The following is a 13,146-nucleotide window of genomic DNA, read 5'->3' on the forward strand; positions in this document are numbered from 1 at the left end:
GGGCGTGCCCTCGGTCACGATCCTGATGGCGACCTGGAACGGCGCGGCGCGGCTGGTGCCGCAGCTCGACAGTTTCGCCGCGCAAGAGCTGCCGCCCGCCCGGCTGATCGTCAGCGACGACGGATCGGGCGATGCGACGGTGCAGGTGCTGACGGATTGGGCCGCCGCCCATCCCGACATTGCCGTGACATTGCTGGCCGGGCCGCGGGCCGGGGCGGCGCAGAATTTCCTGTCGCTGCTGCGCCAGCCGGTCGAGACCGATCTGCGGGCGATGTCCGATCAGGACGATGTCTGGCTGCCCGAAAAGCTGCGCGTCGCGGCCGCGGCGCTGGCGCAGGGTCCGGCGGATCAGCCCGCGCTTTACTGCAGCCGGTCCTTCGAGGTGAACGAGGATCTGACCGGGCACCGGCTGTCGCGCGGCGCGCCCTGGCCCGCGTCTTTTGCCCATGCGCTGGTGCAGAATATCGCGGGCGGCAACACGATGGTGCTCAACCGCGCCGGGGCCGAGGCGATCCGCGCCGCCGCGCTGCGCACCACCGATACGGTGATCCATGACTGGTGGGTCTATCAGGTGATCACCGGCATCGGCGGCCGGGTGATCTTCGACGATACGCCGCATCTGCTCTATCGCCAGCACGGCGGCAATGTGATCGGCGCGAACCGGGGCGCGCTGGCAACGCTGGTGCGGGCGCATATGCTGGTGACGGGGCGGTTTTCCGACTGGTGCCGACGCAACATCGCCGCCCTGCGCGGGATCGAGGACATGCTGACGCCGGAAAACCGCGCCCTGCTGGACGCCTTCGAGACCGCCCGCGCCCTGCCGCCGCTGCAAAGCTTCGCCGCAATCCGCCGCGCCGGTTTTTACCGGCAGGGCCTGCGCGGGCAGATCTCGCTTTATGCCGGGGCGCTGCTGCGGCGGCTTTAGACCCAGCGGCCGACGGCGATCAGATCGACCTTGAAGATGTCGGCATTGGCCGCGCTGCCCAGCCGCAAGACATGGATGCCCGCCGCCGCGGTCGCATCGAGATCGCCGACACAGGCGGCACAGCTGCGCCGGTCCTGGGTCAGGCCGGTCGGCGCCACGCCGCGGCAGGTCAGCACCGGCGCGGCGGCAAAGGCCTTCGGATAGGTCCAGCTGACATCGGCGGTCCGATAGGGCGCGGCAAAGGAGCCCGCGCCCAGCGCAATGATCGAGCCGAGCGTGCGCTGCGCGAAACAGATCTGCGTGCCATCGGCGAAACGGATATATTCGCCGTTCGCCGTCGTGCCGCGTTCCAGCACCGCCCCCGTCGGCACGCCCGCGGCCTGCGCCACCGTGCCCAGAAGGTTCCCCGGCCCATAGCCCCAATCCGCCCGCATCAGCCGCCCCGCCGTCACATCGGTCCGCGACTGCTGCACCGCCTGCCCCGAGACCAGCCCGCTGGCCCCGGCAAAGCTCAGCGCCGTCGTCCAGGCGGTGCCATCGGCGCTGACCTTGATCGCGAAACTGTCGCTGCCCGCCGTGCCCATCTCGGCCCGGCCCGACCACGAGGTCTGGAACAGCAGGCTGGCCGTATCGCTGGGCAGGGCCTTGTTGATCTTCAGCTGATGCCCGGCGCCGTCATGGCTGAGCAGCGTCGCCGCGGAATGGACCGAAAGCCGGTTCGTGGCGTCATGGCTGGTGTTGATGCCCAGCCCGGGCAGGTTGTCGGTCGCCACCGGGGCCAGACCCCAGGCGCTGCCGTCGAACAGCAAGAGCGCCCCGTCCGACAGATCCCGCGCCGTCCAGCCCGGCTGCGGCACCGCAAACAGCCAGCCGCTGCCGGTCCAGAGCGCCACCGACCCGTCCTGCCCGCTCCAGCCCGCCGCCCCGCCCGCGGCGACGATATGGCGATCGCCGATCTGCGGCGAGGCGGGCGGCATCGTCTGCGACCGGTCCAGCACGGCAAGCTGCACGATCGCGTCAAGCAGGCTCAGCGCCTCGTTGTGGGTGACATGCTTTTGCGCTTGCGAGGGCAGGATGAGAGGCAGCCCCAGCAGCGGGGTTTGATCGGCCATGGGTGATCTCCGGGGTGATTGAGCGGCCCCAGCTTTCCGGCGGGCAGGTTAACATGCCCGAAACCGACCGTTCTGCCTGCCCGGCTCAGTCTTCGTCCATGGCGGCGGTGGAGCGCATGGCATCGCGGTAATGCGCGATCGCCTGCGTGACATCCGGGTAGTAATAGGCCTGCCCATCGCTCAGATACACGCCCGAGGTGCACAGCCGCTTCAGTTCCCGCATGTTGTGCGAGACGATGATCGCCCCCGAGGATTTCAGCCTTTCCCCCAGGATCGCCTGACTCTTGGCCTTGAAGGACGCGTCGCCGACGGCCAGGATTTCATCAATCAGATAGGTGTCGAAGGGCATCGCCATCGACATCGCAAAGGCAAGCCGCGACCGCATCCCCGAGGAATAGGTGCGCGTCGGCAGGTTGAAATGCGCGCCAAGCTCGGAAAATTCCCGGCAGAACCGCACCGCGCTGTCGGTATCCACCCCATAGATGCGGGCCACGAACCGGACATTCTGCACCCCGCTCAGATCGGGGTGAAAGCTGCCCGCAAAACCGACCGGCCAGGAGATCGACCCGGTCGAGACGATCTCTCCGCTTTCCGGCTCGACCACCCCGGCGATCATCCGCAGAAGCGTCGATTTCCCGGCGCCGTTGCCGCCCAGCAGCGCCACCGATTCCCCGGTCGGAAAGGTGAAATTGAGATTGCGCGCCACCACCTTCGTGACACCGTTCAGGCGGAAGGACTTGTTCAGGTTCCGCAGCTCGATCATCGTCAGCGCCTGTCGCGCAGGCTGTAATAGACCAGCACCCCGATCGACCAGGCAAGGGCCAGGAACAGGCCGGTGATCACCGACAGGATCCCGCGTTCGGGGTAAAGCGAGGCCTGCGGCAAGGACGGGGTGGTATAGGCCGCCAGATAGCGGCTTTGCCGCTGCGCCTGGGCATTGGCCGCATCGAGCGAGGCCATCGCCGCCAGGTAAGAGGAATTGGCATATTCGACATCGACGGTCAGGCGTTCGAACTCGCCCAGCAGGGTCGGATAATCGTTTTCGGGCGCGGCGTCATTCTCGCCGCCCAGACCACCGCCGAACTTGATCCGTTCCTGTTCGATCAGGCCCTGGATCACGTCGATCCTGCGCCGCGCCTGCGTCACCCGGGGATCGTCGCTCGACGAGGTTTCCAAGGCAAGGTTGAGGTCGATGAAGGCCTGCGCCAGCTGGGTTTCCAGCGAACCAAGAAGCCCCATCTGCGACTGGATATCCACCTGCGGGTCAATGATCTGCGAGCGCGAGCGAAACCGCGTCCGTTCCTCGCGCGCCGATTTCAGCCGGATCAGCGCCAGGTTCAGTTCTTCCTTGGCATAGCGCGTCGCATCCAGCCGCGCCTTGGCCGACAGCTCGTTGATGAGCGCGGTGGATTCGTCCACGATCGCCCGGGCGATCGTCTGCGCGTCTTCGGGGGTGAAGGCGCGGACCTCGACCTCGATCAGCCCGGTCCCCGAGTCATAGGTGATCTTCACCATCCGCTGCCAGTAATCGACCAGATCCTCGATCGTGCCGTCGGTGTCATAGGCAAAGACCGGATCGAAGCTTGGCCGCGAATAGGCTTGGGACAGGTCGATCCGCGCCGCGACGCGCTCCACCATCGTCTGGCTCTGGATGAACCGATAGAGGATGTCCGAATCCGAGGAACTGGCCTTGGTCAGCATCGACAGGCCGCCCAGCAATTCATTGGCGGAACTCATCTCCTCGGAGCGGACGGCGAAACCGACCTTCGAGGCGTATTGATCCACCGCGATCAGGTAAAGATAGCCCGTCGCCAGAACGAAAGGCAGCACGACCGCGGCCAGAAAGCTGGTGATCACCGTCCTGTGCCTGCGGCGCAGCACCGCGGCCCCGGCGGTGCGGGCGGCAGGCATGCCCAAGGGCCGGTTGCGGGCGACCGGAGCGGCGCTGATCGGGGGCTTGCCTATGACGGTTTCTCCGAAAGTCGTTCAAACACCGCGAGAAATGCGTATTTCCGCCTCGCAATGCAAGTGAAAACGCCTTAACACTCCGGCTCGAACGCGGGTCATCAGGTAGTTTCCCGGCATGGACACATCCGCCATCAGCTTTCCCAAACGCAAGCGCAACCTGCCGATGCTGCGGGTCGTCACGGCGCTGATGCTGCGGGAAATGTCCACCACCTATGGCCGTTCGCCCGGCGGATATTTCTGGGCCATCGCCGAGCCCGTCGCCGCGATCGCCTTGCTGTCGCTCGCCTTCTCGCTGTTCATCCGCAACCCGCCGCTGGGACAGAGCTTCGTGCTGTTCTACGCGACCGGATTTCTGCCGCTGTCGGCCTATCAGACGCTGGCGACGAATGTCGGCAGTGCGATCCGCTTTTCGCGTCCGCTGCTGGCCTATCCGCGGGTCACCTATGTGGATGCGATCATCGCCCGCGTCCTGCTGGCGCTGATCACGCAGATCATCATCTTCGCCGTCGTGATCGCCGGTTCGCTGCTTCTGGACAGCAACCAGTTGAACTTTGATTTCATTGCCTTTTTGCGGATGTGGGGCATGGTGGTCGCCTGCGGGGTTTCGGTCGGCCTCGTCAATTGCTTCCTTGGAAGCCGGTTTCCGGCCTGGCAATACATCTGGGCGGTGCTCAACCGGCCGATGTTTCTTGTCTCCGGCGTGCTCTATCTGGTCGATGGCCTGCCGGAATTCGGACGCGACATCGCCCTGATGATCCCGCCCACGCATTTCATCATGATGTCGCGCGTCGCCTTTTTCGATATCTATGACGGCCCCTACATCTCCGAGGTCTACGTCTACGGCGTGACGCTGCTGCTTGGGGCGCTGGGCATGCTGCTGTTGCACAGATACCATCGCGAGATCCTTTCCGAACCCGGATGAACGGAGCTGTTGCGGCCTCTGGCCGGAGTGGATTTTATTGCGTCATGCGCCCCCGCCTTGTAAGGAGCCTTGCAAAGTGGCTCGAAGGTCCCGCCCGGAGCGGACCAACGAAGCGACAGGCGGTTCGGAGGAGGGGCTCGGACGCGACCGGAATGCCGGACGCCGGGTAACGAGTCGTTTTCGCACAAAGCCGAAACCGGTGCGGGTCGTGTGGCAGCACGGCTGGCCGGGTCCGGAACAGACCGTCGACAAGGTCGCAGGAGAGGAAGGAAGCCGGAATGATTTCGATCTATGTGAATTACTTTTCGCAGTCTAAAATTCTTGAAAGCGATATCATCAAACCCATTCAGGTCGGCGCCGCGGGCAGCAAGGTCGACCTTGGCATCCTGCGCGACGACGACGGCGACAACATCTCGGCACGCAACCCCGCCTATTGCGAGATGACCGGCATCTACTGGGCCTGGAAGAACGATCTTGACTCCGACGTGCTCGGCTTCATGCATTACCGCCGCTATTTCGATTTCCTGCCGCACCGTCCGCGACACATCAATGTGCACGGGATGATCGTCCATCCGGCGCTGGATTCCGACCTGATCGACAATTTCGGCCTGACGCGCGCGAATATCGAAGCCGTCACAGCCGGTTACGACATGGTCGTGCCAGAGCCCTTCGACGTGAACAATGCCGGTCCGGCCGACCTTTACGAACATTACCGCACCGCCCCGCATCATCAGATCGAGGATCTGGAACTGGCCGAGCGGGTCGTGGCCGAGCTGCAGCCCGACTATGCGCCCCATTTCAAGGCGATGATGAAGGGCAAGGAGCTCTATCCGAACAACATGTTCCTGTTCACCCGGCCGGTGTTCGAGGAATACTGCGCCTGGATCTTCCCGATCCTTGAACGTCTGGATGCGGAAATCGACGTCTCGGACCGCAACTGGCAGGCCGCCCGCGCGGTCGGCTATATCGCCGAACGGCTGTTCACGGTCTTCCTGCTGGGTCAGAAAGCGCTGCATCCCGACCGCAAGATCCTGGAATTGCGCCGCGTCTTCGTGACCAACACCGCCCCCGAACCAAGCGAGCCGCCGCTGCCGGTGACCGACAAGCCGGTGATGACCCTGGTCGCCTCCTGCGATGCGGCCTATGTGCCGCATCTGGGAACGCTGATCGCCTCGGTTCTTGAAACCACGGACCCGCGGTATTTCATCGACTTCATCGTGCTGGATGGCGGCATTGCCAGCGGCCAGCGCCGCTTGCTGAACAAGCTGCTGACGCTGAGATCCGATGCGACGCTGTCCTTCATCGACATGCGTTTCCAGCATCTCGATCTGCCGGTTCACAGCTATTTTTCGCGGGCGACCTTTTTCCGCCTCAGCCTGCCGGAGCTGCTGAAATCCCGCGACAGGATCCTGTTTCTTGACACCGACATGGTCGTCGTCTCGGATATTTCGACGCTGTTCGAAACCGAGTTGGAGGGCGCCTTCGTGGCGGCGGTGCCCGATCTGGTGATGCGCGCCTTCGCGCGGATGGAAGTCCGCTCGATCGCCACCACCGGCGGCCTCAAATCCGCCGATTACGTCGCCGAGCATCTGGACATGACGGTGGACGGCAAGCCCGCCCAGGACCGCTATTTCCAGGCCGGCACGCTGGTCATGGACCTGAAGGCGCTGCGGGCAACCGGCCTTTTCCCCAAGGCGATCAAGGATCTGTCGGAAAAGATCTACTGGTTCCTCGATCAGGACATTCTCAACAAATATCTGTTCGGCAAAGTGAAATTCCTCGACACGCGCTGGAACGTGCTGTGGATGGACGCCCGTCATCAGGCCGCGCTGTGCGACGATGACAAGCTTTTGCTGGACGATGCGATGAAAGATCCGGCGATCGTGCATTTCGCCGGCATCGGCAAGCCGTGGTCGAACACGCTCAACCCGCTGTCGCATTACTATTGGGAATATCTGCGTCTGACGCCCTGGTATGAGACGATCCTGTTCGGTTTCCTCGACCAGCGCTATGCGGCGCCTCGTGCGGCGGCGGCGGCGGTGCCAATGAAATCCACGGCGACGACGCAGCTGAAGAGAACCGCGGACCGGGTGGGCTCCAGATTCTGGCACATGCTGCCGGCGCCGGTGAAGGCGCGGATCTGGCCCATGGCCGACAGGGTCAAACGGGCCCTTTTGTAACCAGCCAGGATGTCGGACAGAATGATCAAGACAGAGGTCGACGGCAACTATCAGGGCCGGGTTTTGTGCATCGGCGCGGGCTTCACCTGTGCCGTGATCGCACGGGAATTGGCTGAGGCCGGGTTTCAGGTCGATGTGGTGGAGGGCCGTGACCATGTCGCGGGCAATTGCTACACCGAACCCGACCCGCGCACCGGGATCATGGTGCATGTCCACGGCCCGCACATCTTCCACACCGACAACGACCGGGTCTGGGACTATGTGAACCGCTTCGCCGACTTCCGCCCCTATATCTGTCAGGTGAAGGCCACCACCGGCGGGCGGGTCTTTTCGCTGCCGATCAACCTTTTGACGATCAACCAGTTCTTCGGCAAGACCTTCAACCCCGCCGAGGCCGAGGCCTTCCTGTCCGAACGCGCCGATCACAGCATTACCGAGGTGCGCAGCTTTCAGGATCAGGCCCTGCGCTTCCTTGGCCCCGACCTCTACGAGGCCTTCTTCAAGGGTTATCCGATCAAGCAATGGGGCATGCATCCCAGCGAGCTTCCCGCCTCGGTGCTCAAACGCCTGCCGGTGCGCTTCAATTACGATGACAACTATTTCAACCACCGGCATCAGGGCATCCCGCACGAGGGCTATACCACGCTGATCGCCCGCATCCTGACCCATCCCGGCATCCGGCTGACGCTTGGCCGCAAGATGACGCAAGCCGATTGCGCGGGCTATGATCACGTCTTCTGCTCGGGTCCGATCGACGCCTGGTTCGACTATGAACTGGGCCAGCTTGGCTACCGAACCCTCGACTTCGAGGCGAGCTGGCACAAGGGCGACTATCAGGGCTGCGCGGTGATGAGCTATCCCGACGAAAGCGTGCCCTTCACCCGGATCACCGAACACAAGCACTTCACTCCGCGCGAGCGCTTCGAAGAGACGATCATCTTCCACGAATACAGCCGCTTCGCCACCAGGGACGACATCCCCTACTACCCGATCCGCCTCGTCAACGAGACGACGATGCTGGCCCGCTATGTCGAACTGGCCAATGCGCAGTCGAACATCAGCTTCGTAGGGCGGCTGGGCTCCTACAAATACATGGACATGGACGTCACCATCGCCGAGGCCTTGGACGCCGCAGATGCTTTCCTCGATCTGCGCAAGCGTGCTAAGCCGATTCCGTCGTTCTTCTCCTCTCCGCTCTGAGGGACCGCCGTGCCACAGACTTCCGCCATCGCTCAAAGCCCCCCGAGCCGCTGTCTGGTGATCGGCGCCTCGGGGTTCATCGGTCGCAACCTTGTGGCCAGCCTGGCCCACCGCGGCATCGCCGTGCGCGCCCTGTCGCGGCAGGGCGCGGCGCTGGTCGATCATCCGCTGGTCGAATGGGTCAAGGGCGACATGCTGGACGAGGCCTCGCTGGATGCCGCGCTGGAAGGGGTCGACGCCTGCGTGCAACTGGCCACCACGACCAAGCCCGCCTCCTCCAATGCCGACATCGTCTTCGACATCACCTCGAACCTGATCGCCAACGTCCGGCTGCTGGAAAAGATGGTGGCGCGCGGCGGCATCCGGTTTGTCTTCGTCTCCTCGGGCGGCACGGTCTATGGCGATGCCAAGATGGTGCCCGTGCCCGAAAGCCATTCGACCGAGCCGAAATCTTCCTATGGCATAACCAAGCTGGCGATCGAGAAATACATCGCCATGTTCACCCGCCTGCACGGGCTGGAGGCGCGGATCCTGCGGGTTTCGAACCCGTTTGGCGAATATCAGCCGCATTCGGATGGGCAGGGAGTGATCGCCAATTTCATGTGGCGGGCGCTGAACAACCTGCCGATCGAGATCATCGGCGACGGCTCGGCGGTGCGCGACTATCTTTATGTGGGCGATGTCTGCGACGCCGTTCATGCCGCGCTGTGCTATCGCGGCACCAAGCAGCTGTTCAACATCGGTCAGGGCCGCGGGCTGAGCGTGCTTGAGATCGTGCAGGAGATCGAGGAACACCTCGGGTCCAGTGTCGAGACGCAATTCCTGCCCGGCCGGGCGATGGATGTGCGGGTCAGCGTTCTGGACTGCACGCTGGCGCATCGCGAACTGGGCTGGCATCCGGCCACCAGCTTCTCGGCCGGGATCGAGCGCACCGCGATGTGGATGCGCACATTGATGAAAAACGCAGATTTGGAAAACTGACCAAATTGATTGCGGGCAATTGGTGCCCAAACACTGGATGCGCGGGTTCCTAACCCCGTGCGAAACGTGTTAGGCATCGGACGGTAACGTAGAACAACAGGATGAGAGATGCTGCTCTTTTTTCCCGAACACAAGATCAAGTATATCAAGATCCCCAAGAACGCGTGTTCGACGATCATCAACTCTCTGGGCTGGTCCGTCGTTCAGGATCGCAGTCCGCACCAGTTTGATGGGCAGTTTCGGTCGACGGATCAAGACACCTCCGACTGGCCCTGCCTTGCGGTCATTCGGGATCCGTATGAACGACTTGTCTCCGCATATCTGAACAAGCTGGTTCTGCCCAGCGAGCGGGAGCCGTTCGCAGGGGCCTTGCTCGACACCGTTTGGCGGAACCAGAGAAAGCAGGATCGGCCCTCGCCCGGGCATTCCATTACGTTCCGGGAATTCATCCAGTTCGTTTCGGCGCGCGAAGATGATGTCCTTGACCAGCATTGGCAGAGCCAAACCCATCACCTTGGCGGAATAGCGCCGACCATCGTCCTGAATTTCAAGAATCTGAGCGACGAATGGAATGCGCATCCCGTCTTGAAGAATATCCCGCTTCGGGATTTCAAACCGCATGCAACGGCCTCCTCGCTCGTGCTGGATCGCAACTTGAGCAATGTGGAGGGAGACCGGATCGGGATCTTCCGACAAGTGGCAGGTCAATTTCCGCCGCAGAATTGCTTCTTCGATTCGCGCCTGTATGAGCACGTTCGCAAACGGTATGCGGCGGATTTCGAGTTGATGAACCGTCATGGGATCGCGTCGCCTTTTGAGGGCATGACCGGCAAAGAAGCCTGAAGACACGTTCGGGTTTTGGCGCAGGAAGACTGTTTTGCTCGACCTCCTGGCCCTTACCAAGGGAATATGCCTGTGAAAAAGAAAGTCATCCTGCATGTCGGCATGGCCAAGACGGCCACGACCTCCATCCAGAACACGCTCGCGGAAAACCGTGACCTGCTCTCTCGGGCCGGGGTCCGCTTTGCGTCCTTCACCCTGAACGGAAAAGACCTGCCCAACCACGGATTGGCGGTGAACTACCTGTTCTCGCGCAGCCCGACGATGCATCACGTTCATGCCAAGAAGGGTCTTGATCTGGCGGCGGAAAAGGCACGGGCCGAACAGGAACTTCTGACGGCGCTGAACGGGCCGGAAGACACGGTGATCCTGTCGGCCGAGACGATTTCCCTGATGAACAGCGAGGAAATGGCGACGATCCGTGACCGCTTCGCCGCGCTGGACGCCGACCTTCGGGTGGTCTGCTTCCTGCGTCCGACACTCGCCTTTCTGGTCAGTTTCGCGCAGCAATCGGTCAAGTCCGGGGCGCCGATGCGGATCATCTATGAACGCGCCCCCGCCCCGACGGTGCGTCGGATCTCGTCCGTCTTTCCGCAGGCCCAGTTCTTCAACTTCAAGGAGGCTGTCTCGCATCCGCGCGGTCCGACCGCTTTCCTGCTCGAACAGCTTGGGATCGACGTGTCCCTCCAGCCCGAAAAACGGGCCGCCAACGAAAGCTGGAGCGACAATGCCGCCCGGTTCGCAGGTCATTTGAACCACTTCGCGCCGACCGTGACCTCGGGGAGGATGAACAAGCTGCGCCGGGAAGCCGATATACGGATCGTTTCCGCCATCTCCGGGCCGCGGTTTTCCCTGACAAAATCCGAACTGGACCGTGACCGGGTCGAAAGCGGCATCGCCTGGCTGGTCAAGACCTATGGCGACAGCTATTCGGAGCGTTTCGATGATCTTCCCGACCAGCCCGCGCCCTGGAGCCAGGAGCAGATCGCACAGGCGGCAAGGGTAATCGGCAACTTGCCGCCCGCTCTGGTGCCGCTGGCAAACCAGTTCTTCCAGTGCGAGGCCGTCCTGGAGGATGGCGCCACACTCAAGCCCGTCGAGGCGGCCATTCGACGGGCCTACTTTTCCTGAGGCACGCCGCGCCAGCTTTTGATTGGCGCGGCGTCTCTGGTCTCAGGCGATCACGACGAAATCGGCGTGGGTCATGCCCAGCCCGGTGTCCAGCGTCGCCACCAGCATCCGGGCGGCGCCTCCCTTGCCATCGGCGTCATACCAGATCTTGCCGGTGTCGGTTTCATAGATGATCCGATCCAGCGCATCCGTCGCCTGACCCGAGGCGTTCTTGGTGAAGGCACTCGCGCTCAGCGCACCGACCGAAAGCGCCGTGAAGAACGAGCGGTCCAGCCGGATCGTGTCATCGGCGACGACGAAATCGGAAACGATGTCGGCATTGGCGGCGGTCACCGCGGTGTTGAACACGAACGCGTCCCGGCCCGCGCCGCCGAACAGCGTATCGACCCCGGCGCCGCCTTCCAGAGTGTCGTTGCCCACCCCCGCCACAAGCCGATCCGCCCCGGCATCGCCGCGCAGCCAGTCGTTGCCGGTCGAGCCATCCAGCGTGTCATTGCCCGCCGCGCCGCGCAGCGTGTCGTTGCCCGCCCCGGATCGCAGCGTGTTTCCAACGGCATTGCCGATGATCAGGTCGCTGCCGCCGCCGGTGGTGCCGTTCTCGATCCGGGTGCCAATGGCGATGCCGAGGTTGCCGATCAGACCGGCAATGTTCGAGAACGTGCCCGCACCAAGGTTGAGCACCTGATTGAGGTTCGAGTAGCTGACGTCAATGGTGTCACGCCCGCCCGAATCCCAGATCGTCATCGTCACCGGCTCGCCGGAATAGGTCGAGGAGGTCCCGGCCACGAGACTGTCGAACAGGGTTTCCAGATAGCCGCCGACATTCGAATTCCGGCCATAGACCGTATTGCCCGAACTGCTGGTCGAGGCGCCATACATCGACTGGATGGCAACGATATCGGCCATCATCGCCGACATGACATAGGCATAGGAGGCACCGCTGGTCCAGTTCTGCGTCTGGTCGAAATAGGACATGATCGACAGGTGCCAGCTGTCATTGCCGAAAGTGGCATCGGTGGGGAAATCGGCCGAGCCGTTGTAGCCGCCCTGATGGCCCAGACCCAGCGCGTGCCCGATCTCGTGGATGTAGGTCTGCAGGCTGTAGGTATCCATCGTGGTGCCATAGCTGGAGAGCCAGCCGGTGCCGACATTCACGGAAGAGCTGTTGATCGTGGTGCCGGTCGTCGACGAACTCGAATAGGCGCCCGAATCGGAATCGTCGAATTCGATATCGGCAACGCCGGTGGTTTCGACGAAGACAAGATCGGCGACCGCTTCCCAGGCCTCCAGCGCCCAGCGCGCCAGTTGCTGCCCGGCCGCCGTCAGGTTGTGCAGATCAACGGTGATGACGTTGTTGGCGGTGGTGTCGAAGCTGCGCGCCTGTTCGCCATCGCCCACCCAGTAGCCGTTCACCAGAAAATCGGCCAGTTCGCTGATGCTGCCCGGATCGGGCACCGTCGGGGTCGGGGCCGTGATCGCCGTCAGCGTGTAGGTGCCGGTGCGGGTGCTGTAGCCCGCGGCATCAAGGTAATAGTAGCCCGTCGTCGTCGCCGTGAAGATGATCTGCGAATCGAACCCGTTGTAATCGTCATTCCGGGCCTGGACTACGCCATTGGCATCGTAAAGCGTCAGAACGGGGTCGGTCAGCGTGGATCCGTCCAGATTGAACTGATAGGTCTGGCCCGCGACAAGACGGACCCGCACGCCGTCATGATCGCCCGAGGCGCCGATCGAGCCGACGAACGAGTCGCCCACCGACATCGTGTAGCCGGTGGCGGTCCCCGCACCGGCATCCGCTGTTTCGGTGATCACCGCATAGATCGGTGCCGAAAGGGCGCCCCGCAGGGGCTCACTGACGTGTCGTGTCATCTGTTCATTCCTTTCCGT

11 protein-coding genes are annotated in these 13,146 nt (G+C 63.0%); 7 read left to right on the plus strand and 4 right to left on the minus strand.

The genetic code is table 11. From position 1 onward, the window contains the following. Positions 1 to 4: 4 nt before the first annotated feature. Entirely contained in the window at positions 5 to 925 is a 921-nt protein-coding gene (locus tag ACTTAG_RS17920; RefSeq protein ID WP_444463539.1) for a glycosyltransferase, read from the plus strand. Here the strand turns inward: ACTTAG_RS17920 and ACTTAG_RS17925 are convergent. The 3 genes from ACTTAG_RS17925 to ACTTAG_RS17935 all read right to left on the minus strand — a co-directional run bounded on the left by ACTTAG_RS17925 (position 922) and on the right by ACTTAG_RS17935 (position 3,948). After that, the gene (locus tag ACTTAG_RS17925) at positions 922 to 2,037 is read right to left on the minus strand and encodes a DUF2793 domain-containing protein (RefSeq protein WP_444463540.1); all 1,116 of its coding nucleotides are present in this window, start codon (positions 2,035 to 2,037) and stop codon (positions 922 to 924) included. The two genes, ACTTAG_RS17920 and ACTTAG_RS17925, sit on opposite strands and share 4 nt — an antisense overlap. A gap of 85 nt (positions 2,038 to 2,122) precedes the next feature. Beyond that, a complete protein-coding gene (locus tag ACTTAG_RS17930; protein ID WP_444463541.1) occupies positions 2,123 to 2,800 on the minus strand; it encodes an ABC transporter ATP-binding protein in 678 nt (225 codons plus the stop codon). A 2-nt stretch (positions 2,801 to 2,802) separates the two neighbouring features. Then, positions 2,803 to 3,948 (minus strand): sugar transporter, encoded by a 1,146-nt coding sequence (locus ACTTAG_RS17935; protein ID WP_444463542.1) that lies wholly within the window; start codon positions 3,946 to 3,948, stop codon positions 2,803 to 2,805. A gap of 172 nt (positions 3,949 to 4,120) precedes the next feature. Here ACTTAG_RS17935 and ACTTAG_RS17940 point away from each other — a divergent pair, with 172 nt between their 5' ends. The 6 genes from ACTTAG_RS17940 to ACTTAG_RS17965 all read left to right on the plus strand — a co-directional run bounded on the left by ACTTAG_RS17940 (position 4,121) and on the right by ACTTAG_RS17965 (position 11,259). Then, positions 4,121 to 4,927: an ABC transporter permease gene (locus ACTTAG_RS17940; protein ID WP_444463543.1), complete on the plus strand. Its 807-nt coding sequence runs from the start codon at positions 4,121 to 4,123 to the stop codon at positions 4,925 to 4,927. A gap of 278 nt (positions 4,928 to 5,205) precedes the next feature. Then, positions 5,206 to 7,107, plus strand: a complete 1,902-nt coding sequence (locus tag ACTTAG_RS17945; protein WP_444463544.1) for a DUF4422 domain-containing protein — start codon at positions 5,206 to 5,208, stop codon at positions 7,105 to 7,107. 21 nt (positions 7,108 to 7,128) lie between these two features. Then, complete coding sequence (gene glf, locus ACTTAG_RS17950; RefSeq protein WP_444463545.1) at positions 7,129 to 8,307, plus strand: UDP-galactopyranose mutase; 1,179 nt, start codon at positions 7,129 to 7,131, stop codon at positions 8,305 to 8,307. A 9-nt stretch (positions 8,308 to 8,316) separates the two neighbouring features. Next, positions 8,317 to 9,288 (plus strand): NAD-dependent epimerase/dehydratase family protein, encoded by a 972-nt coding sequence (locus ACTTAG_RS17955; protein WP_444463546.1) that lies wholly within the window; start codon positions 8,317 to 8,319, stop codon positions 9,286 to 9,288. A gap of 108 nt (positions 9,289 to 9,396) precedes the next feature. Continuing rightward, positions 9,397 to 10,131, plus strand: coding sequence for a sulfotransferase family 2 domain-containing protein (locus ACTTAG_RS17960; protein ID WP_444463547.1), 735 nt, complete (start codon positions 9,397 to 9,399; stop codon positions 10,129 to 10,131). Between the two features lie 72 nt (positions 10,132 to 10,203). Then, positions 10,204 to 11,259, plus strand: a complete 1,056-nt coding sequence (locus ACTTAG_RS17965) for a hypothetical protein (RefSeq protein WP_444463548.1) — start codon at positions 10,204 to 10,206, stop codon at positions 11,257 to 11,259. 42 nt (positions 11,260 to 11,301) lie between these two features. Here the strand turns inward: ACTTAG_RS17965 and ACTTAG_RS17970 are convergent, their stop codons facing one another. Next, positions 11,302 to 13,128 (minus strand): M10 family metallopeptidase C-terminal domain-containing protein, encoded by a 1,827-nt coding sequence (locus ACTTAG_RS17970; RefSeq protein WP_444463549.1) that lies wholly within the window; start codon positions 13,126 to 13,128, stop codon positions 11,302 to 11,304. Between the last annotated feature and the right edge of the window lie 18 nt (positions 13,129 to 13,146).

The organism is Rhodobacter capsulatus (assembly GCF_052363185.1).
Classification (GTDB): Bacteria; Pseudomonadota; Alphaproteobacteria; order Rhodobacterales; family Rhodobacteraceae; genus Rhodobacter; species Rhodobacter capsulatus_E.